Consider the following 20,553-nt stretch of genomic DNA (forward strand, 5'->3'; position numbering starts at 1 on the left):
TTTGTCGTAAGTCGTTGTCAGGCACTCTGCCGGCAACGGCGAGCTTCGTTCGTCCCATATGGATGCGACGAGGTTTCACCCGAAAAAGGAATCAGGCTTCTCATGGGCGAACTGGCCAAAGAAATCCTCCCGGTCAATATCGAAGACGAGCTGAAACAGTCCTACCTCGACTACGCGATGAGCGTAATTGTCGGTCGGGCACTGCCTGATGCGCGCGATGGCTTGAAGCCCGTGCACCGGCGTGTGCTGTTCGCGATGAGCGAACTGGGTAACGACTGGAACAAGCCGTACAAGAAATCTGCCCGTGTTGTCGGTGACGTGATCGGTAAGTATCACCCTCACGGCGACACTGCGGTGTACGACACCATCGTTCGGATGGCCCAGCCGTTTTCCCTGCGCTACCTGCTGGTAGACGGCCAGGGCAACTTCGGTTCGGTCGACGGCGACAACGCCGCGGCCATGCGATACACCGAAGTGCGCATGACCAAGCTGGCGCACGAGCTGCTGGCCGACCTGCACAAAGAAACCGTGGACTGGGTGCCGAACTACGACGGCACCGAAATGATCCCGGCCGTCATGCCGACCCGTATTCCCAACCTGCTGGTCAACGGCTCCAGCGGTATCGCCGTGGGCATGGCCACCAACATCCCGCCGCACAACCTCGGTGAAGTCATCGACGGTTGCCTGGCCCTCATCGACAACCCTGAGCTGACCGTCGACGAGCTGATGCAATACATCCCCGGTCCGGACTTCCCGACCGCCGCGATCATCAACGGTCGTGCCGGCATCATCGAAGCCTATCGCACCGGCCGTGGCCGCATTTATATGCGCGCCCGCTCGATGATCGAAGACATCGACAAGGTCGGTGGCCGCCAGCAGATCGTTATCACCGAACTGCCTTACCAGCTGAACAAGGCGCGTCTGATCGAGAAGATCGCCGAGCTGGTTAAAGAGAAGAAGCTGGAAGGCATCACCGAACTGCGCGACGAGTCTGACAAAGACGGTATGCGCGTGGTGATCGAGCTGCGTCGTGGCGAAGTGCCAGAGGTGATCCTCAACAACCTCTACGCCCAGACCCAGCTGCAAAGCGTGTTTGGTATCAACGTGGTGGCCCTGATCGACGGCCGCCCGCGCATCCTGAACCTCAAGGACCTGCTCGAAGCCTTCGTGCGTCACCGCCGCGAAGTGGTCACCCGCCGCACCGTGTTCGAACTGCGCAAGGCCCGCGAGCGCGGCCACATCCTGGAAGGCCAGGCGGTAGCGCTGTCGAACATCGACCCGGTGATCGCGCTGATCAAGGCTTCGCCGACGCCGTCGGAAGCCAAGGAAGCCCTGATCAAGATGCCGTGGGAATCCAGCGCCGTCGTGGCGATGGTTGAACGCGCCGGTGCCGATTCGTGCCGTCCGGAAACCCTGGACCCGCAATACGGCCTGCGTGACGGCAAGTATTTCCTGTCGCCGGAACAGGCCCAGGCCATTCTGGAACTGCGTTTGCACCGTCTGACCGGCCTGGAACACGAGAAACTGCTGGCCGAGTACCAGGAGATTCTCAACCAGATCGGCGAGCTGATCCGCATCCTCAACAGCGCTGTGCGCCTGATGGAAGTGATCCGCGAAGAACTGGAAGTGATCCGCGCCGAATACGGCGACGTGCGCCGCACCGAAATCCTCGATGCGCGCCTGGACCTGACCCTGGGTGACATGATCCCGGAAGAAGAACGTGTGGTGACCATCTCCCACGGTGGCTACGCCAAGACCCAGCCATTGGCTGCGTACCAGGCTCAGCGTCGTGGCGGTAAGGGTAAATCGGCTACCGGCGTGAAGGATGAGGACTACATCGCTCACCTGCTGGTTGCCAACAGCCACACCACGCTGCTGCTGTTCTCCAGCAAAGGCAAGGTGTACTGGCTCAAGACCTACGAGATTCCGGAAGCCTCCCGCGCTGCCCGTGGTCGTCCGCTGGTCAACCTGCTGCCGCTGGACAGTGATGAATACATCACCACCATGCTGCCAGTCGAGGAATACACCGAAGGTCACTTCATCTTCATGGCCACCGCCAAAGGCACCGTGAAGAAGACCCCGCTGGAATCCTTCAGCCGTCAGCGCAGCGTGGGCCTGATCGCCCTGGAGCTGGACGAAGGCGACGTACTGATCTCTGCGGCCATCACCGATGGCGAGCGTGAAGTCATGCTGTTCTCCGACGGCGGCAAAGTGACACGCTTCAAGGAATCCGACGTTCGCGCCATGGGCCGTACCGCCCGCGGTGTACGCGGCATGCGTCTGCCGGAAGGGCAAAAGCTGATTTCGATGCTGATCCCGGAAGAAGGCAGCCAGATCCTCACCGCTTCGGCGCGTGGTTATGGCAAGCGCACCGCCATCAGCGAGTTCCCGGAGTACAAGCGTGGCGGCCAGGGCGTGATCGCCATGGTCAGCAACGACCGCAACGGCCGTCTGGTCGGCGCGGTACAGGTGCTCGATGGCGAGGAGATCATGCTGATTTCCGACCAGGGCACTCTGGTGCGTACCCGTGTGGCTGAAGTGTCGAGCCTGGGCCGTAACACCCAGGGCGTGACGCTGATCAAGCTGGCCAGCGACGAAACGCTGGTAGGCCTGGAGCGCGTTCAGGAGCCATCGGAAGTCGAAGGCGAAGAGCTGGAAGGCGAAGACGGTGCGGTGTTCGATGGCGAGGTGATCGCAGCCGGCGATGACAACGTCGACGAGCCAACCCTCGATGCTGCCGCAGACGAAGAAGAACCGCAGGAATAAGCGGACACACAGGGGGCGGATGAAGATTCGCCCCCTTGTTGTTTGTCCGTATGGAAATATCGACAGCCATGGAGATCTAGTGTGGGAGCGGGCTTGCTCGCGAAAGCGGACTGACATTCACCAGAGATGTCGCCTGTTGGATCGCTTTCGCGAGCAAGCCCGCACCCACATTGGATCGGGTGTCGGCTGATATGTTTGCGTGACCACCACCAGATCAGAGTGAGATTGGATGTGAGCAAGAGAGCCTATAACTTCTGTGCCGGTCCCGCGGCGCTTCCTGAAGCAGTCCTGCAGCGTGCGCAGGGTGAACTCCTCGACTGGCATGGAAAAGGCCTCTCCGTGATGGAAATGAGCCATCGCAGCGATGAGTTTGTGTCCATCGCCACCAAGGCCGAGCAGGATCTGCGCGACTTGCTGGGCATCCCTTCCAACTACAAAGTGCTGTTTCTGCAAGGCGGCGCGAGCCAGCAGTTTGCTCAGATTCCGCTGAACCTGTTGCCCGAAGACGGCACTGCCGACTACATCGACACCGGCATCTGGGGCCAGAAAGCGATTGAAGAAGCCTCGCGCTATGGTCACGTCAACGTGGCCGGCACCGCCAAGCCTTACGATTACTTCGCCATTCCCGGTCAGAACGAGTGGAAGCTGTCCAAAGACGCGGCCTACGTTCACTACGTCGCCAACGAAACCATCGGCGGCCTGGAGTTTGACTGGGTACCGCAAGTGGGCGACGTGCCGTTGGTGTGCGACATGTCTTCGGACATTCTGTCTCGCCCGATCGATGTGTCCAAATACGGCATGATCTACGCCGGTGCGCAGAAAAACATCGGCCCGAGCGGCATCCTGGTCAACATCATCCGCGAAGACCTGCTGGGTCGTGCGCGTTCGCTGTGCCCGACCATGCTCAACTACAAGGTCGCGGCCGATAATGGCTCGATGTACAACACCCCGCCGGCGTTCGCCTGGTACCTCTCCGGCCTGGTGTTCGAGTGGCTGAAGGAGCAGGGCGGTGTCGCCGCCATGGGCAAGCTGAACGAAGAGAAGAAGCGCACCCTGTACGACTTCATCGACGCCAGCGGTTTGTACAGCAACCCGATCAACCTCACCGACCGCTCGTGGATGAACGTGCCGTTCCGTCTGGCCGATGACCGCCTGGACAAGCCGTTCCTGGCCGGTGCCGACGCACGCGGCCTGTTGAACCTCAAGGGCCACCGTTCGGTCGGTGGCATGCGCGCCTCCATCTACAACGCTGTCGACATCCACGCGATCAACGCGCTGGTTGCCTACATGGCAGAGTTCGAAAAGGAACACGGCTAATGTCTGAGCAAGAACTCAAGGCCCTGCGTGTACGCATCGACAGTCTGGACGAGAAAGTCCTGGAGCTGATCAGTGAGCGTGCGCGCTGCGCCCAGGAAGTCGCCCGCGTGAAGATGGCCTCCCTGGCCGAAGGCGAAGTGCCGGTGTTCTACCGGCCTGAGCGCGAGGCACAGGTGCTCAAGCGTGTGATGGAACGCAACAAAGGCCCGTTGGGCAACGAAGAGATGGCGCGGTTGTTCCGTGAAATCATGTCGTCGTGCCTGGCGCTGGAGCAGCCGCTGAAAGTGGCGTACCTCGGCCCGGAAGGCACTTTCACCCAGGCGGCGGCCATGAAGCACTTCGGCCACGCGGTGATCAGCAAGCCGATGGCGGCCATCGACGAAGTGTTCCGCGAAGTGGCGGCCGGTGCGGTGAATTTTGGCGTGGTGCCGGTGGAAAACTCCACCGAAGGCGCGGTCAACCACACGCTGGACAGCTTCCTTGAGCACGACATGGTGATCTGCGGCGAAGTTGAGCTGCGTATCCACCACCACCTGCTGGTGGGCGAGAACACCAAGACCGACAGCATCAGCCGTATCTACTCCCACGCCCAATCGCTGGCCCAGTGCCGCAAGTGGTTGGACGCGCATTACCCGAATGTCGAGCGCGTGGCGGTGTCCAGCAACGCCGAAGCGGCCAAGCGGGTCAAGGGTGAGTGGAATTCGGCGGCTATTGCCGGTGACATGGCTGCGGGCCTGTATGGCCTGACGCGCCTGGCTGAAAAAATCGAAGACCGCCCGGACAACTCTACGCGCTTCTTGATGATCGGCAGCCAGGAAGTGCCGCCCACCGGCGACGACAAGACTTCGATCATCGTCTCCATGAGCAACAAGCCCGGCGCTCTGCATGAACTGCTGGTGCCGTTCCACGATAACGGGATTGACCTGACGCGCATCGAAACTCGCCCTTCGCGCAGCGGTAAATGGACGTATGTGTTCTTTATCGACTTCATCGGCCACCACCGCGACCCGCTGGTCAAAGGTGTGCTGGAGAAAATCAGTCAGGAAGCCGTGGCACTCAAGGTGCTGGGCTCTTACCCGAAAGCGGTTTTGTGAGGCTTTAACATGAGTGGCAACTTCCTCGCCCTGGCTCAGCCGGGCGTGCAACAACTGTCGCCTTACGTTCCAGGCAAGCCTGTGGACGAGCTGGCGCGTGAGTTGAACCTGGACCCGTCGAAGATCGTAAAACTGGCCAGCAACGAAAACCCGCTGGGCCCAAGCCCCAAGGTGCTGGCGGCGATTCGTGAAGAATTGACCGAGCTGACCCGCTACCCGGACGGTAATGGTTTCGCCCTCAAGTCGCTGCTGGCCGAGAACTGCCGCGTCGAACTGAACCAAGTCACTTTGGGCAACGGTTCCAACGACATTCTTGAGCTGGTTGGCCGTGCGTACCTGGCGCCGGGCTTGAATGCGGTGTTCAGTGAGCACGCGTTCGCCGTCTACCCGATCGTGACCCAGGCTGTGGGGGCTGACGCCCGCGTCATTCCTGCCAAGGATTGGGGCCATGACCTGCCGGCCATGCTGGCGGCCATCGACGCGCAAACCCGCGTGGTGTTTATCGCCAACCCGAACAACCCGACCGGTACCTGGTTCGACGCCCAGGCGCTGAACGACTTCCTGCAAGACGTGCCCGAGCACGTGCTGGTGGTGCTGGACGAAGCCTACATCGAGTACGCCGAAGGCAGCGACCTGCCGGACGGCCTGGACTTCCTGGCGGCTTACCCGAACCTGCTGGTGTCGCGCACCTTCTCCAAGGCCTACGGCCTGGCATCGCTGCGCGTGGGCTACGGCTTGTCCACCGCGGTGGTTGCTGATGTGCTCAACCGTGTGCGCCAGCCGTTCAACGTCAACAGCCTGGCGTTGGCGGCGGCGTGTGCGGCGGTCAAGGATGCCGAGTACCTGGAAGAAGGCCGGCGCATCAACGAAAGCGGCATGTTGCAGCTGCAGGAAGGTTTCCGTGAACTGGGCCTGGGCTGGATTCCTTCCAAGGGCAACTTCATTTGTGTCGATCTGGGCCAGGTAGCAGCTCCTGTGTTCCAAGGGCTGCTGCGCGAAGGCGTGATCGTGCGCCCGGTGGCCAACTACGGCATGCCGAACCACCTGCGTATCACCATTGGTTTGCCGGCTGAAAACAGCCGCTTCCTGGAGGCGTTGGCCAAGGTTCTGGCTCGTGGTTGATGTCACTGCATTGCAACCTGCTGTGCCTATGATCGGTCGCCTGGTGGTGGTCGGCCTGGGGTTGATCGGCGGCTCCTTCGCCAAAGGCCTGCGTGAAAGCGGGCTGTGTGGCGAGGTGGTCGGTGTGGACCTGGACCCGCAATCGCGCAAGCTGGCGGTGGAGCTGGGTGTGGTGGACCGCTGTGAGGCAGACCTGGCGCTGGCGTGCCAGGGCGCGGATGTGATCCAGCTCGCGGTACCGATCCTGGCGATGGAGAAGTTGCTGGCCTTGCTGGCGGACATGGACCTTGGGCAAGCGATCCTCACGGACGTCGGCAGTGCCAAAGGCAATGTGGTGCGCGCCGCCAAACTCGCGTTCGGCGGCATGCCGGCGCGTTTTGTGCCGGGCCATCCGATTGCCGGGTCCGAGCAGAGCGGCGTCGAGGCGTCCAATGCGCAGTTGTTCCGTCGCCATAAGGTGATTCTGACGCCGCTTGAGCAGACCGATCCGGCGGCCTTGGCGGTAGTGGATCGCCTTTGGCGCGAGTTGGGCGCCGATGTCGAGCACATGCAGGTTGAGCGCCACGACGAAGTGTTGGCAGCGACCAGCCATTTGCCGCACTTGCTGGCCTTTGGCTTGGTGGATTCTTTGGCCAAGCGCAACGAAAACCTTGAGATTTTCCGTTACGCCGCCGGCGGCTTCCGTGATTTCACGCGGATTGCCGGCAGTGACCCGGTGATGTGGCACGACATCTTCCTGGCCAATCGCGAAGCGGTGTTGCGCACCCTGGACACCTTCCGCAGTGACCTCGACGCCTTGCGCGATGCGGTGGATGCGGGGGATGGCCATCAATTATTGGGCGTGTTCACCCGTGCGCGGGTGGCGCGTGAGCATTTCAGCAAGATCCTGGCGCGCCGGGCCTACATGGAAACCGCTGTGAACGCCGATGAGCAGAGCTTTCTCGCCAACCCGGGTGGCCGCTTGAGCGGGCAGATTCGGGTGCCGGGCGACAAGTCGATCTCCCATCGCTCGATCATGCTGGGCTCATTGGCCGACGGCGTGACCGAAGTCGAAGGTTTCCTCGAAGGCGAAGATGCCTTGGCAACCTTGCAGGCGTTTCGTGACATGGGCGTGGTCATTGAAGGGCCGCACCATGGGCGCGTGACGATTCATGGTGTGGGTTTGCACGGTTTGCAGCCAGCGCCGGGGCCGATCTACCTGGGTAACTCCGGCACGTCGATGCGGTTGCTGTCCGGGTTACTCGCGGCGCAGCGCTTTGACAGTGTGTTGACCGGTGATGCGTCGCTGTCCAAGCGCCCGATGAACCGTGTGGCCAAGCCGCTGCGGGAAATGGGGGCAGTGATCGAGACCGGGCCGGAAGGGCGTCCACCGCTGACGATTCGCGGTGGCCAGGCGCTCAAGGGCCTGGATTATTCGATGCCGATGGCCAGTGCGCAGGTTAAGTCCTGCCTGTTGCTGGCCGGGTTGTATGCCGAGGGTAAGACCTCAGTGACCGAGCCTGCCCCAACCCGTGATCATACCGAGCGGATGTTGCGCGGCTTTGGTTATCCGGTTGCCGTGGCGGGGGCTACCGCGTCTGTCGACTCGGGCCACGCATTGACGGCGACACATATAGAAGTGCCGGGGGATATTTCCTCTTCGGCGTTCTTCCTGGTGGCGGCTTCGATTGCCGAAGGCTCAGAGTTGTTGCTGGAGCACGTGGGCGTCAACCCGACCCGCACCGGCGTGATCGATATCCTGCGGCTGATGGGCGCGGATATCACCCTGGAAAACCCGCGTGAAGTGGGCGGTGAACCGGTTGCCGACCTGCGCGTACGCGCCGCTGAGTTAAAAGGCATCGAGATTCCTGAGGCCTTGGTGCCGCTGGCGATCGACGAATTCCCGGTGTTGTTCGTGGCGGCGGCCTGCGCCAAAGGGCGCACCGTGTTGCGTGGCGCCGAAGAACTGCGGGTCAAGGAGTCCGACCGCATCCAGGTCATGGCCGACGGTCTGTTGGCCCTCGGCGTGAAGTGTGAACCGACACCTGATGGGATTATCATTGACGGCGGCCCAATGGGCGGTGGCGAAGTGCAATCTCATGGTGATCACCGCATCGCCATGGCGTTCAGCGTGGCTTCGCTACGGGCGACGGCGCCGATTCGTATCCGTGACTGCGCCAACGTAGCTACATCTTTTCCGAACTTTCTTACACTGTGTGCCCACGTCGGCATCCGTGTTGCCCAAGAGGCTCAATTGTGAATATCAAAGCACCGGTGATTACCATCGACGGGCCAAGCGGCTCGGGCAAAGGCACGATCGCCGGCATTCTAGCCAAGCGCCTGGGCTGGTGCCTGCTGGACTCCGGCGCGCTGTACCGCCTGCTGGCCTTTGCCGCACGCAACCATGGCGTCGACCTGACCAACGAAGAATCTCTGAAGCTGCTGGCGGCGCACCTTGATGTGCAGTTCGTCGGCGCGACGGAAGGTCATCCGCAGCGCATCATCCTGGAAGGTGATGACGTGACCGATGATCTGCGCAACGAACAAGTCGGCTCCTGGGCCTCCCAGGTTGCCGCGCTGCCGGCCGTGCGCGACGCATTGCTGCAGCGCCAGCGGGCGTTTCAGGAACCGCCGGGCCTGGTCGCCGATGGCCGTGACATGGGTACGGTGGTGTTTCCCGAGGCGCCGCTGAAGATTTTCCTGACCGCCAGCGCCGAGGAGCGTGCTCGCCGCCGTTACTTGCAGTTGAAGGGCAAAGTCGATGGTGTTAGTCTGTCGAGTCTGCTAGATGAGATCCGTGCACGCGATGAGCGTGATACCCAGCGTGCGGTAGCCCCGCTAAAGCCGGCGGCTGACGCCATACAGCTGGATTCCACGGAGTTGTCCATCGAGCAGGTGCTGGAACGCATCTTGAGTGAAATCGCCATTCGCGATATCGCCGGGTGATCAAGAAGGCCGCAGGGGACCAGTCATAGTCCTGCGGTGGCTTCTTTTAACTGAAACTGACCCACACCGTCTGGGGTGTGGAGATGGGCGTATTCTTCGCCCTTATCAACAGGAATTAAAATGAGCGAAAGCTTTGCGGAACTCTTTGAAGAAAGCCTAAAAACCCTGAACCTTCAGGCAGGCTCCATCATCACCGGTGTTATCGTTGATATCGATTACCAAGCTCGCTGGGTAACCGTTCACGCTGGTCTGAAGTCTGAAGCTCTGATCCCGCTGGAACAGTTCTACAACGATGCTGGCGATCTGACTATCAATGTCGGTGACGAAGTTCACGTTGCTCTGGACTCGGTTGAAGACGGTTTCGGTGAAACCAAGCTGTCCCGTGAAAAAGCCAAGCGCGCTGAATGCTGGATTGTTCTCGAAGCAGCCTTCGCAGCTGAAGAAGTGGTCAAGGGCGTTATCAACGGTAAGGTTAAAGGCGGCTTCACTGTCGACGTTAACGGCATCCGTGCGTTCCTGCCAGGTTCTTTGGTCGACGTTCGTCCTGTGCGCGACACCACGCACCTGGAAGGCAAAGAACTCGAATTCAAGGTCATCAAACTCGACCAGAAGCGCAACAACGTTGTCGTTTCCCGTCGCAGCGTCCTGGAAGCAGAGAACTCCGCCGAGCGTGAAGCTCTGCTGGAATCCCTGCAGGAAGGCCAACAAGTCAAAGGTATCGTCAAGAACCTCACCGATTACGGCGCATTCGTCGATCTGGGTGGCGTCGATGGCCTGCTGCACATTACCGACATGGCTTGGAAACGTATCAAGCATCCTTCCGAAATCGTCAACGTTGGCGACGAGATCGATGTCAAGGTTCTGAAGTACGATCGTGAGCGTAACCGTGTTTCCCTGGGCTTGAAGCAGCTGGGCGAAGATCCATGGGTTGCTATCAAAGCTCGTTACCCAGAAAGCACTCGCGTAACCGCGCGTGTTACCAACCTGACCGACTACGGCTGCTTCGCAGAGCTGGAAGAAGGCGTGGAAGGCCTGGTACACGTTTCCGAAATGGACTGGACCAACAAGAACATCCACCCTTCGAAAGTCGTACAAGTCGGCGACGAAGTGGAAGTTATGGTTCTGGACATCGACGAAGAGCGTCGTCGTATCTCCCTGGGCATCAAGCAGTGCAAATCTAACCCATGGGAAGATTTCTCTGGCCAGTTTAACAAGGGCGATAAAATCTCCGGCACCATCAAGTCGATCACCGATTTCGGTATCTTCATTGGTCTGGACGGCGGCATCGACGGCCTGGTTCACCTGTCCGACATCTCCTGGAACGAAGTTGGCGAAGAAGCTGTTCGTCGTTTCAAGAAGGGCGACGAGCTGGACACCGTTATCCTGTCGGTTGACCCAGAGCGCGAGCGCATCTCCCTGGGTATCAAGCAACTGGAAAGCGATCCGTTCTCCGAGTACGTTCAAGAGAACGACAAAGGCGCAATCGTTAAGGGCATCGTGAAAGAAGTTGACGCTAAAGGCGCCATCATCACTCTGGCCGACGATATCGAAGCGACTCTGAAAGCCTCCGAAATCAGCCGTGACCGCGTTGAAGACGCGCGCAACGTTCTGAAAGAAGGCCAGGAAGTAGAAGCCAAGATCATCAGCGTTGACCGCAAGAGCCGCGTAATCCAGCTCTCCATCAAGTCGAAAGACGAGATCGAAGAGAAAGAAGCCATTCAGAGCCTGCGCGACAAGCCAGCCTCCACTGAGCCTTCTGCTGGTCCTACCACTCTGGGCGACCTGCTGCGTGCACAAATGGAAAAACAGAACTAAGTTCTGTCAGACCATAGAAAAAGGGCGACTTCGGTCGCCCTTTTTTGTGCCTGAAATTCGTTGAATCAACAAGTTAGAACCAAGGCGTGCAGCCAAGTGTCAGAGCTGACTATAGTTCTTAACACAGGAGTTCTTAACACAGGCTCCGCCGTGTCGTTGTTTCAATAAGGATTTGAATGAACAGGCTCATCGTATTCTTCGCAGTAGCGCTGCTTGCAGGCTGCACCGCCACCAGTGCCATAACCCACGCCAAGCGCGGCGTCAGCGGCATCGAGATCGACTGTTCGGGGCTTGGCAGCAACTGGGACAAGTGTGAGAAGCGCGCCGCCCGTGAGTGCAAGATGCAGGGCTACAAGGTCATCACCCGTTCCAGTGACGCCAAGGACGAGGAGGGCGACTACCTGTTCGGCTGGAACCCTGCTGGCGCTGTCACTCGCACCATGCTGGTGATCTGTAAATGAGCGGGTCAGGCATGTGTTGTGGGCACCCATGGGTGCCGCAGATAAGTTGGCGGGTGGGCTGTTCAAATTCACCAAGTCATGCTAAAACCTTCGAAGCGCTTTTCCTAGCTGCTTGAAAAAGAAGGGAAAAATATGACGAAGTCGGAGTTGATCGAACGAATTGTCACCCATCAAGGGCTGCTTTCATCCAAGGATGTAGAGCTGGCTATCAAGACTATGCTTGAACAGATGTCCCAGTGCCTGGCTACCGGAGACCGCATTGAGATCCGTGGTTTTGGCAGCTTCTCCCTGCACTACCGCGCGCCGCGTGTAGGTCGCAACCCGAAAACCGGGCAGTCCGTCAGCCTTGACGGTAAGTTTGTGCCTCACTTCAAGCCGGGCAAGGAATTGCGCGATCGAGTTAATGAGGATGAAGACGAGGTTTGATACTCGTGCGGGAGTGGGTCATGAGTAGATTTAAGCGTGTTATTGCAATGCTGGTAGTGTTGGTGCTGCTGCTGTGCATCGTGGCATTTGTGCTGGAAAATCAACAATCGGTTTCTCTGCAGTTTCTGGGTTGGGCAGCGCCGCAGTTGCCAGTTTCTGTTTTTGTCGTGGTCGCTTTATTGGTCGGAATGATTGTTGGCCCACTGATGGCGTGGGTTGCCAGGGCGCGGCGTAAGACTCGGGTTTGATCCTGGCCACTTTTCATGGGTGGAAGGAAGGGGAGGCGATCGCCGCCCCTTTGTACTTATTCAATTTGGTTCTTTCTCTCCAGCCTTGAACTTTACAGCCAGCGCCATCAGCGGCAGATAGGCCACCAGCAGTCCCAAAAAGCCATCCACCATGCCGTTGCCCACGAGCAGCGCTATAGGTAACAGCCATCCAATGTTGATTGCCGCTACCGCCAGGGTGACAGGCGCATGTTTACCGAACTGACGAGAAGCAAACTGGTAGGCGTGGCTGCGGTGGGCCTCATAGACTTTGTCGCCTCTCAGCAGGCGGCGCAGCAAAGTCCATGTTGCGTCAGTGATAAACACACCTAGCAGGATTAGCCAGCTCCACAGTAGCTGCGGCGTGACCCACGCCGCCTGTAGCGACAGCACCCCCAGCGTGATGCCCAGAAACCCGCTACCCGCATCGCCCATGAAGATACGAGCTTTCGGGAAGTTCCAATACAGGAAGCCAACGACTGCAAACGCTAGTAACAACGGCGTAAACGCGATCAACTCGTGACCTGTAAGCCAATAGAGCAACGCACTGCCAAGGCATACGCAAATAGCCTCGATGCTGGCTATTCCATCAATTCCATCCATGAAGTTATACAAGTTCAGCAGCCATACCAAGTAGACCGCTGCCAGCATATGGCCGATCCAGCTCAAGTCGACGGCGAATCCCGCCACCACCAGCGGCGGCAGGCCACCTATCCAGAACAGTGCCCATGCCGCAGCTATAAAATGCCCTAACAGGCGCCAACGTGCGCTGATGTGGCCATGGTCGTCCAAAAAACCCAATACCGCGATGCCGGTCCCGGCACCGAACAATGCGTACGTGAGTGGCCATGCAATCAAGCCAAGGCTGGCCATCAGCAATAGCGCTAACAGAAAGCTGACGACAATCGAGACACCACCGCCCCTGGGCGTAGGCACCACGTGCGAGCTGCGCGCGTTCGGGATGTCGATCAGGCTTCGCGCCAAAGCGTAATGACGCAAGGCCCCGGTTAAAAGGAGTGCGACAATCGTCACAGCCGGTAATAACCACCACATATTCATTTAGTTTGCAGTTCCAAAAAATGGTTTCCTGTTTTACTCAGTGCCTGATCAACGCTGCTCGGCGGTGTCCAGCCCAGGAGTTCGCGAGTCTTGCCAATATCGACCTGCAGGGAGCCGCATAGCCTTTGAGCGAGTGCCCGGCGACCAAGCGCCGTGGCGCCGGTTTGCAGCAACCAACTCGGCACAGGTAGCAAGCGTGCGGGCTTGTTCAGTGCTGTTCCCATTCGACGCAAAAGCGCTGTGGTCGAGAGGTCCTCCCCGTCACTGACCAGGAAGGTTTGGTTGGCGGCAGCGGGGTGCTCGGTGCACGTCACAATCAAATCAACCAAGTTGTCCAGGGCAACCAGGCTGCGTCGATTGTTCACGGCACCGAAGGGCAAGGGCAGGCCTTTATGCAACCAGCGCATCATGCTCAGGAAGTTCGCTTGAACGCCGGGTCCGTAGACCAATACGGGACGAATGATCACCACCTCCATGCCAGTTTCAGAAGCCAGTGTTCGCAGGCCTTGTTCTGCTTCCTTTTTGGAGACGCCGTAAGGGTCGGTAGGGGCTGTCGGACCGTCAGCCGTATACGGCGCGCCAGTGGCCGTGCCCTCGCCATTGACCTTGATCGAGCTGATAAATATAAAGCGTTTAACCCCGGCAGCCGCCGCTTGGCGGGCCAGGTTTAGAGTGCCTTCGACATTGACCCGCCGATATTCGGCAAGTGGATCGGTGGATGCGTCACTCATGACATGGACCCGTGCGGCCAGGTGGATCACCGTATCGTGGCTCTTGAGCAACACCTGCCAATCCTGATCGCCGGAGAGGCCGCCTATGAGGCTTTGTTTGACGCGCGGATCGAGATCGGCCTTGAGCCCGCGTACAGCAGCGGTAATCGAGTGCTGGCGTTTGAGCAGTGGCGCGATTAACCCGCTACCGACAAAGCCGCTCGCTCCCGTCAGGAGGATTTGCATAATCAAGGGGTTCCTGTGAGTGAAAGAACATCTTTCGCCATTTCGCGCATGATGCGGCCACGTGCGAAACGCTCGACGAAGGCATGGCGCGGGCGCGTCATAATTTTGAGAGTCTCGAAGGACTGGATCCCTGCGCTAGCGTCACACGGCGCAAATACTGCGGCGTTTTCAATATGTTCAGAGACGAAACCGGCCGCGTAACCCGAGATGCCCGCCCAGATGGGTTTGCCCAGTGCCGCGTATTCAAACACTTTTGATGGCAAGACCTTGCGGAAGGCGTCGTGGTCGTTCAAATGCAGGAAAAGCACATCCGCCGACTGATAAGCCTCGATCAATTGTTCGCGCTTGACCGGCTTCAAGAGTTCAACGTTAGTACAGTGGTGTGTGGCAATGGCTTCCTTTAACAGGCCGATCCGGCCTCCGTCGCCGATCACTCGGAATCGCACCTTCCCTTCAAGCTGTTTGGCCAGTTGGGGGATAATGTTGTGCAGCCCCTGGCCTTCACCGATATTTCCCGCATAGACAATGTCCAGAATCGGGTTGGGCAGCTTTTCTTCAGCGACCGGTTGCGCATCCAGGAATTCGCCATCGATGCCATTCGTATAGGTGGAGTAGCGTTGATCGGGATAGCGTGATTTGAAGTAAGGAAGAAAACCTTCAGAGACCAGGTTGACCTTTTGCGCCGAGTGAATGGTAAAGCGTTCAATCAGCGATAATAAGGGTTTAAGCAACCAGACTTTTTCTTTGGACAGTACATCCTTGATCGTGTCGACAAAGATATCGCGTATATCCAAGTAGAGCGGCGTTCGTTTTGTGCGTGCGATCACCGCTCCCAGCGTAGCGGTCATCAGGCGTGAAGACGTCGCATAGACAAGATCGTAGTCTTGATTTCGCACAATCTTGCGTGCGGCGTTGGCATACACCAGAAACGCTTTGGCTTGATCGACCATCCCGCTCTTGTGGCCAGGCAGGGCCACTCGGCGGATGGTAAGCCTGGGGTGCGTCTCCAGTTCCGGGGCTTGACTGCTGAAGGAGCTGTAGCGATTCGGCAGGGTTGTGATCAACTCAATATGGGCGTCTGTGGGTAGTTGTTCCAGAAGTGCGTCTACCAGTGCCGTCGTGCGGAATGAACCGGCTGACAGATCAGGCTGGTAGTAAAAGCTCAAAATCAAAAGTTTCACGTAAGCCTCACCAGGTTATGCGGGTGGTCAGTTTGTCTGTCGACATTTCAGCGACGATGCACTGATTGGGAACAGACTTGCCGAATTCCGGATGCCATGTGGAAGACACCACATTGATCCGGGTTGCGCCCTCTAGTGTCGCGACAGCGACCTGACCGCCGGGCAGGGTGATCGTTACCTTATTGCCTTGTTGAGTGGTGCGGATATCAGGGTGTAAAAATAGCCTTGATACAGCTTGATCGAATTTGCCGGATACGAAATCGATCACCTGTAATTCACCGGCCATCGCAACCCACTCGCGAACGTGCACGTTTTTCCCCGGTAGGCGCAGGTAGCCGTCATGGCTGCCACTGACACGTACGGTGTCGACTGTTTGTTCCAGCTTACCTACGCTGGTGCGTGCGCGTCGTGCGACCCTGAATCCGGCCCAGACTTCGGATGAGTTTTCACCGTTCACTTCTATTGTGTTGTGCGCTGCCGTACTGCGTTGGCGTTGACGTTCTGCGCCTTCACCGTATTGAGACGTTCCCGAGTTGACGAACACGCGCTGTCCAAACAGGCTGAGTTCGAAGCTGAGGGTGTCCGCATGGGTGTGACCCGGCTGGTAATCAGGCGCAACCTGCGCAAGGTTCAACAACGCTTTGCCCTGATCGCCAAAATTGATCGCCACGTAGCCACTTTCAGCCTGGTGTACAGCGGCAATCGGCGCGGCGCTGGGCATGCCATCCTGTGTGCAACATCCCAATTCAAGCGCGTAAGCTTCTATATCGAGCAGGGTGGGTGCAATGCCGAAGGCCGAGTCATTAAAGAACGGAATGCCACCATCCGGGTGCTGGAGGCTGCGTAACCAGACCAGGCCTTGCTCAATCTGGTGCTTCCATCGGTGTTTGCGAGTGTTAAGTTCCGGCAGCTCGGAGTGCGTGGCCAAGTTCAGCAGGTCACAGATGTCCCAAAGAAGCGACGCGTGGTACATGGGTGAAAGTTCGAAGTGGGCACCGTCCGCGAGAAACTGCTCCTTGATTTCCTCATCAAGGATCTTCAAACCTTTAGACAGCCAGCTGTCTGCCCGATCGCCGTTCAGAAAGCTCCCGGCAAACACCAGTGCCTTGCCATTCACGAACAAATGGTTAGCGAGAATGTGATATTCGATCTGTTCGGACAGCGCGTGGGCCTGTGTCGCCAGGCTGTCCAGCCAATGAGGTTCCAAGGTCGGTTGTTGTTCAAGCCACTTGACCAGATTTACGATGCGCAGAGATAACGTATACGGCTCCCAGCCGCATCCATGAAAGGGTGGATTGTTTGCTATCCAGCTGTTGACCAAGCGCCTGTCGAAGTCTCTTCGATCCTCGCCTGAAGCTGCCAGGTGATCCAGGTAATGCAGGTTGTATTGCCAAATTTTCGGCCGTGTCTGATCGTGCCAATCAATCGGCGCCGTCAGCCCCATGAACTCAAACTGCTCGTCGGCGCTAAAGCGCGAGGCGCTCCATTGGGGAGCCCTCGCCAGGTCAATCCCGAGGCGCCGGGTAAAGCCTTGCGCCGAAAAAGGCCGAACTTTAGCGAAGCGATAGTAAAGACGGTAAACGACCTGCTTCAATCGCAGCATTTTAACGGTGTGGTAGAGCTTGATTATTCGTTGCATCAACGTCCTGCTTAGGTCAGTCACTTGAAAGTTAACGTAGTGAGTATTGACTGACGCCAGTTAAGGGAAATTTATTTTCAGCCAGCGCTCGAAGTACAACACCTGCCAGAGTTTGTAGGTGTTGTTTGCGCTGCCTGAAAAATGATTGTTCACTAATTTTTCCACCTCTCCTCGGGCCACATAGGTGTAGATGCGCTCGAACTCGGCGAGCAGGCGTTGTTGGCCTATGCGTTGAATAATGCCATCGAGAGGTGGGTTGAAGCCTGTTTTGGGGCGATCAACCAATGAGGCGGGAAGCAAGCTTTTCAGGAGCTTCTTGAGTGGGGCCTTTGGCGTTCCGCCCCTGAGCAAGTCTGAACTTGAAGTTGCAAGACCGCTGGCTACCACACGCTCATCCAGCAAGGGAACGCGCAGTTCGATACTGGCCAACATACTGGCCTTGTCCGAGACGCTCAGGTTATGGCTCAAGAAGCCTGTCTGGTCAAAATGCTGTGCACATTTGACCTTGTCTTCCACGGCCCCGATGTACTGATCCATGACGCCGGCCAGGCGTTGTTTGTAGTGTCGTTCAAGCTCGACGTGGTCACGAAAAAAACCCTGCAACTCCTGGCGGGAGAAGTACCCCAGCATGCGCGAATACGCCAAGGGCCAATAATTTTCCTGAGCATAGGACACCAACCGTTCAAATTTTTTGTCGAGTCGCTTTGGAAATAACTTGAGTTTCAGCAGTGTTCTTAATACGGGATACAGCAACCTGATGAGTGTGTGATGCTTGAGTACTGTGTAGCGTGGGTAACCTGCAAACGCTTCATCTCCGCCCATGCCACTGAGCATGACGGTATATCCACTTTTCCTGGCTTCGGTGGACAAGCGGTAGGTGGCCCAGAACGTATAGTCGGATACCAGTTCTTCGGTATTGGCAGCGACGAAGTCGATTGACTCGAACGGGTCTATATCTGAGTCAAGAATCTCTGTGACCACCAGCTTTTTGCCAAGGTGTTCGGCGATCTTGGCGGAAAACTCCTTATCCACAATGGAGTCGTCCGTTGCGTCGTACTGTGCAAAAAATAAATCAGCATCACCGGTGAAACTTGCCAGGATGCTGGAGTCTGCGCCACCACTGAAAAATACTCCGACCGGGACGTCTGCTTCCAATTGGCGCGTCACGGCAGAGCGCACATCCTGCACGAGGCTTTGCTCGGTCTTGAAGTTCAGCGCGCTCTGGTAACGCTGGGTTGTCATCTTGCCGGTTGCCAGGTCGAGCACCACGTAACTGCCGGGCATCAGTTTCTTGATGGATGTGTAGCCGGTGTTCGGCTCGTAGAGAAAGCCGTTGTTGAAAAACTCAAACACATCATCCGGGTCTATGTCGGTGTTTACCTGCGAGAAACATTTCAGGCCGCGAATTTCTGAGCAGGCGTAGAAGCCGTCGGCGCCGGTGTAGCAATACACCGGCTTGATGCCAACGACGTCCCTTACCAGAAACGTTTTTTTGCGCGGCTCATCCAATATGACAAATGTGAACATGCCTTGAAGCAGGGCAAAGGCCTGCTCTTGATGTTCTACGTACAATTGCAGGATAACTTCGGTATCGGAGGTGCCTTTGAAGGTATAGCCTTTTTCGATCAATTGCTGGCGCAATTCGTGATGGTTAAACACCTCACCATTGAACACGATGCTTACACCATGATTGTCGGCAAACATCGGCTGGCTGCCAGTCGGTGACAAATCCAGAATGCTCAGCCTGTTGTGTCCAAGCCCTACCTGATAGCTCGCGACACTGGCGAAATAGGTGCCCGATGCGTCCGGGCCTCGGTGCCGTGTAACCGCCAGGCTTTTTTCCATCTGGGCCTGGGTCTCGGGCACGCCATCTTTGACTGCAAAAAAGCTGAGGCCGCACATTATGCCGACGTCTCCCTGGTGTCTTTGGCGACCGTTCCCGGCCGGGTGGTGGAGAATGACGCTGACTGCCCGTCAGGCAAGGCGGTACCCATCATCTGATTGGAATGCTTGTGCGCCAGCATTACGCCCCAAGCTGCTGCAAGCAGTAAGTTGAAAGAAATCAGGCGAAACACCGCGAAGAACAACCCGTATATCGCCAGCGTTATGACCGCGGTGCGAATCACGGTGAGGTGAACGGGGTCGGATTTTAGAGTGGACAACCGGTATAGGACGGGAGCACCGAGGACAGTGATATACATCAGCAGCCCTAAGACGCCGCCGACCATCAGCATGTACAGTGGCCAGTTATGGATATAGCCAACTGACTCCGTGAATGAATCACCGCCGGGTCTCTCCCAGCGCATCTCGTGTTTGATCCCGATACCATTGCCCAGTACGGGGTGATCCTGAAACATGCTCCAGGCGATTTTATATTCCTGTACCCGGGAAGAGACGTTGAAGTCCTGCTTCTCGTTGGCAGAGGGCTTGGGCTCGGAGAGTGCAGGTGCCGGAGCGTCAGGTTGCGTGCTTTTCTCACCCATAGACGCAATGGAAGAGGTTGCGATAGGTAATGCAGTATTCGCCAGGGAGTTCATGCGCCCGAGCCATACGTCTTCCATGCCGGTGGCAAAAATAAACACAAGGCTAAACAGCGCTTGAATGACAATGCCGGATATCACTTTTAGCCGTAAGTGCTTATGCGCGAAAAAGGTATAGAGCGCGAACAAGCCAATGACCAGAAGCGCACTGATCAGCATGCTTCGTGTAAATGTGATCAGCACTGCGGCCGTGCAAAGCAGCGATATCAAGCCACTGATCCATGCAACCCTTCGGTCAGGCGTCAACGTGCCGACGACATACCCGAGCACCATGCCCAGCGGCAGGATCGCATCTGTCGCTTGCGCCAGCACCATGGTGATGCGGTCACGCATGGGGCCCAGTGCGTTAACGTTGCGCAGCGCTTCTTCATAAGGGATTTTTACCATCTCCCCGTTGACCTGAAGGGTCCAGTAAGGCTGCCACAAGCCGTGATAGAAGTAATAGAAAACGATGTAGCCTGCGGTCAGTAAAATCAGGGTTCCCACCGAAGCGCCGAGCCAACGAATGTTGTTTTCTTCGCGACCTACCAGTGCGCAGACCGGGATCAGTGCATAGATAAACAGAAAGGGCACAACCCCTCTGATCCAATCAGCCATCGGAACATGGTGGTACATCGCTACAACCAGGTTCAGCACTAGAAACCCCAGGCCTATTAGCAATGGCGCGGCGAACAGGCGCAGGACCGATGTAAAACCTAGAGAGCGGAGCAATTTGATCAACGCGCTGAGGAACACCGCCATCAGCAGGGCAGCAAACGCCATTTCCTGGGCGCCGATCGAAGTAGGCGCGGGGTGTAGAGCAAAGGCCAATGGGAACAGCGCCAATAAACCCAGCCAAGGTGACAGGATGGCCGTCAATACCAGTAAAGCGCTGCCGATAATGGCAATGTAGAAAAGCACGCCAGGATCCAGCATAAATAAAATGGCAATGAGTGCTGCTGCCGTGATCGCCATAGAGTTTTTTACGCAGACAGGTTGACTCATTG

Annotated in this window: 16 protein-coding genes; 10 read left to right on the top strand and 6 right to left on the bottom strand. The window is 57.6% G+C overall.

Annotation, left to right across the window (positions count from 1 at the left end):
* Nucleotides 1-102 precede the first annotated feature (102 nt).
* The 10 genes from gyrA (at nucleotide 103) to K0H48_RS14760 (ending at nucleotide 12,174) form a co-directional block, all read left to right on the top strand.
* On the top strand, nucleotides 103-2,766 hold the full coding sequence (gene gyrA / locus K0H48_RS14715) for a DNA gyrase subunit A (RefSeq protein ID WP_138816146.1): 2,664 nt from the start codon (nucleotides 103-105) through the stop codon (nucleotides 2,764-2,766).
* A gap of 231 nt (nucleotides 2,767-2,997) precedes the next feature.
* Nucleotides 2,998-4,083: a 3-phosphoserine/phosphohydroxythreonine transaminase gene (serC, locus tag K0H48_RS14720; RefSeq protein ID WP_065929271.1), complete on the top strand. Its 1,086-nt coding sequence runs from the start codon at nucleotides 2,998-3,000 to the stop codon at nucleotides 4,081-4,083.
* Nucleotides 4,083-5,177, top strand: a complete 1,095-nt coding sequence (pheA, locus tag K0H48_RS14725) for a prephenate dehydratase (RefSeq protein ID WP_003172650.1) — start codon at nucleotides 4,083-4,085, stop codon at nucleotides 5,175-5,177. Before serC ends, pheA begins: the two co-directional genes overlap by 1 nt.
* 9 nt (nucleotides 5,178-5,186) lie before the next feature.
* Entirely contained in the window at nucleotides 5,187-6,299 is a 1,113-nt protein-coding gene (gene hisC / locus K0H48_RS14730) for a histidinol-phosphate transaminase (RefSeq protein WP_138449030.1), read from the top strand.
* 28 nt (nucleotides 6,300-6,327) lie between these two features.
* Nucleotides 6,328-8,538, top strand: a complete 2,211-nt coding sequence (locus K0H48_RS14735) for a bifunctional prephenate dehydrogenase/3-phosphoshikimate 1-carboxyvinyltransferase (RefSeq protein WP_257626981.1) — start codon at nucleotides 6,328-6,330, stop codon at nucleotides 8,536-8,538.
* Complete coding sequence (cmk, locus tag K0H48_RS14740; RefSeq protein WP_003172653.1) at nucleotides 8,535-9,224, top strand: (d)CMP kinase; 690 nt, start codon at nucleotides 8,535-8,537, stop codon at nucleotides 9,222-9,224. Before K0H48_RS14735 ends, cmk begins: the two co-directional genes overlap by 4 nt.
* Before the next feature lie 120 nt (nucleotides 9,225-9,344).
* Entirely contained in the window at nucleotides 9,345-11,039 is a 1,695-nt protein-coding gene (rpsA, locus tag K0H48_RS14745; RefSeq protein ID WP_138816141.1) for a 30S ribosomal protein S1, read from the top strand.
* 176 nt (nucleotides 11,040-11,215) lie between these two features.
* Nucleotides 11,216-11,500: a hypothetical protein gene (locus tag K0H48_RS14750; protein WP_138816140.1), complete on the top strand. Its 285-nt coding sequence runs from the start codon at nucleotides 11,216-11,218 to the stop codon at nucleotides 11,498-11,500.
* A 132-nt stretch (nucleotides 11,501-11,632) separates the two neighbouring features.
* Nucleotides 11,633-11,926 carry an integration host factor subunit beta gene (gene ihfB, locus K0H48_RS14755; protein WP_003172657.1) on the top strand — a complete coding sequence of 98 codons (294 nt, stop codon included), beginning with the start codon at nucleotides 11,633-11,635 and terminating at the stop codon, nucleotides 11,924-11,926.
* Nucleotides 11,927-11,946: 20 nt separating this feature from the next.
* Nucleotides 11,947-12,174, top strand: a complete 228-nt coding sequence (locus tag K0H48_RS14760; RefSeq protein WP_219268042.1) for a LapA family protein — start codon at nucleotides 11,947-11,949, stop codon at nucleotides 12,172-12,174.
* Nucleotides 12,175-12,234: 60 nt separating this feature from the next.
* Here the strand turns inward: K0H48_RS14760 and K0H48_RS14765 are convergent, their stop codons facing one another.
* The 6 genes from K0H48_RS14765 to K0H48_RS14790 are packed head-to-tail and all read right to left on the bottom strand — an operon-like array spanning nucleotide 12,235 to nucleotide 20,551.
* Nucleotides 12,235-13,251 (bottom strand): glycosyltransferase family 4 protein, encoded by a 1,017-nt coding sequence (locus tag K0H48_RS14765; RefSeq protein WP_219268043.1) that lies wholly within the window; start codon nucleotides 13,249-13,251, stop codon nucleotides 12,235-12,237.
* On the bottom strand, nucleotides 13,248-14,207 hold the full coding sequence (locus K0H48_RS14770) for an SDR family oxidoreductase (RefSeq protein ID WP_219268203.1): 960 nt from the start codon (nucleotides 14,205-14,207) through the stop codon (nucleotides 13,248-13,250). The genes K0H48_RS14765 and K0H48_RS14770 overlap by 4 nt, the downstream gene beginning before the upstream one ends.
* A gap of 2 nt (nucleotides 14,208-14,209) precedes the next feature.
* Nucleotides 14,210-15,388, bottom strand: coding sequence for a glycosyltransferase family 4 protein (locus K0H48_RS14775; RefSeq protein WP_219268044.1), 1,179 nt, complete (start codon nucleotides 15,386-15,388; stop codon nucleotides 14,210-14,212).
* Between the two features lie 7 nt (nucleotides 15,389-15,395).
* Entirely contained in the window at nucleotides 15,396-17,027 is a 1,632-nt protein-coding gene (locus K0H48_RS14780; protein ID WP_219268045.1) for a heparinase II/III family protein, read from the bottom strand.
* 60 nt (nucleotides 17,028-17,087) lie between these two features.
* Nucleotides 17,088-18,929, bottom strand: coding sequence for an asparagine synthase (glutamine-hydrolyzing) (gene asnB, locus K0H48_RS14785; protein WP_219268046.1), 1,842 nt, complete (start codon nucleotides 18,927-18,929; stop codon nucleotides 17,088-17,090).
* Entirely contained in the window at nucleotides 18,929-20,551 is a 1,623-nt protein-coding gene (locus K0H48_RS14790) for an O-antigen ligase (RefSeq protein WP_219268047.1), read from the bottom strand. Before K0H48_RS14790 ends, asnB begins: the two co-directional genes overlap by 1 nt.
* Nucleotides 20,552-20,553: the final 2 nt, after the last annotated feature.

It is taken from the genome of Pseudomonas sp. Xaverov 259 (genome assembly GCF_019352915.1).
Taxonomy (GTDB): domain Bacteria; phylum Pseudomonadota; class Gammaproteobacteria; order Pseudomonadales; family Pseudomonadaceae; genus Aquipseudomonas.

What these genes read in the sequence shown, in the direction of transcription:
- K0H48_RS14735 (WP_257626981.1), top strand. Translation starts at nt 6,328, where the DNA reads ATGATCGGTCGCCTGGTGGTGGTCGGCCTGGGGTTGATCGGCGGCTCC.
- K0H48_RS14765 (WP_219268043.1), bottom strand. Translation starts at nt 13,251, where the DNA reads ATGAATATGTGGTGGTTATTACCGGCTGTGACGATTGTCGCACTCCTT.
- K0H48_RS14750 (WP_138816140.1), top strand. Translation starts at nt 11,216, where the DNA reads ATGAACAGGCTCATCGTATTCTTCGCAGTAGCGCTGCTTGCAGGCTGC.
- K0H48_RS14770 (WP_219268203.1), bottom strand. Translation starts at nt 14,207, where the DNA reads ATGCAAATCCTCCTGACGGGAGCGAGCGGCTTTGTCGGTAGCGGGTTA.
- pheA (WP_003172650.1), top strand. Translation starts at nt 4,083, where the DNA reads ATGTCTGAGCAAGAACTCAAGGCCCTGCGTGTACGCATCGACAGTCTG.
- K0H48_RS14760 (WP_219268042.1), top strand. Translation starts at nt 11,947, where the DNA reads ATGAGTAGATTTAAGCGTGTTATTGCAATGCTGGTAGTGTTGGTGCTG.
- gyrA (WP_138816146.1), top strand. Translation starts at nt 103, where the DNA reads ATGGGCGAACTGGCCAAAGAAATCCTCCCGGTCAATATCGAAGACGAG.
- hisC (WP_138449030.1), top strand. Translation starts at nt 5,187, where the DNA reads ATGAGTGGCAACTTCCTCGCCCTGGCTCAGCCGGGCGTGCAACAACTG.
- rpsA (WP_138816141.1), top strand. Translation starts at nt 9,345, where the DNA reads ATGAGCGAAAGCTTTGCGGAACTCTTTGAAGAAAGCCTAAAAACCCTG.
- ihfB (WP_003172657.1), top strand. Translation starts at nt 11,633, where the DNA reads ATGACGAAGTCGGAGTTGATCGAACGAATTGTCACCCATCAAGGGCTG.
- K0H48_RS14790 (WP_219268047.1), bottom strand. Translation starts at nt 20,551, where the DNA reads ATGAGTCAACCTGTCTGCGTAAAAAACTCTATGGCGATCACGGCAGCA.
- K0H48_RS14780 (WP_219268045.1), bottom strand. Translation starts at nt 17,027, where the DNA reads ATGCAACGAATAATCAAGCTCTACCACACCGTTAAAATGCTGCGATTG.
- asnB (WP_219268046.1), bottom strand. Translation starts at nt 18,929, where the DNA reads ATGTGCGGCCTCAGCTTTTTTGCAGTCAAAGATGGCGTGCCCGAGACC.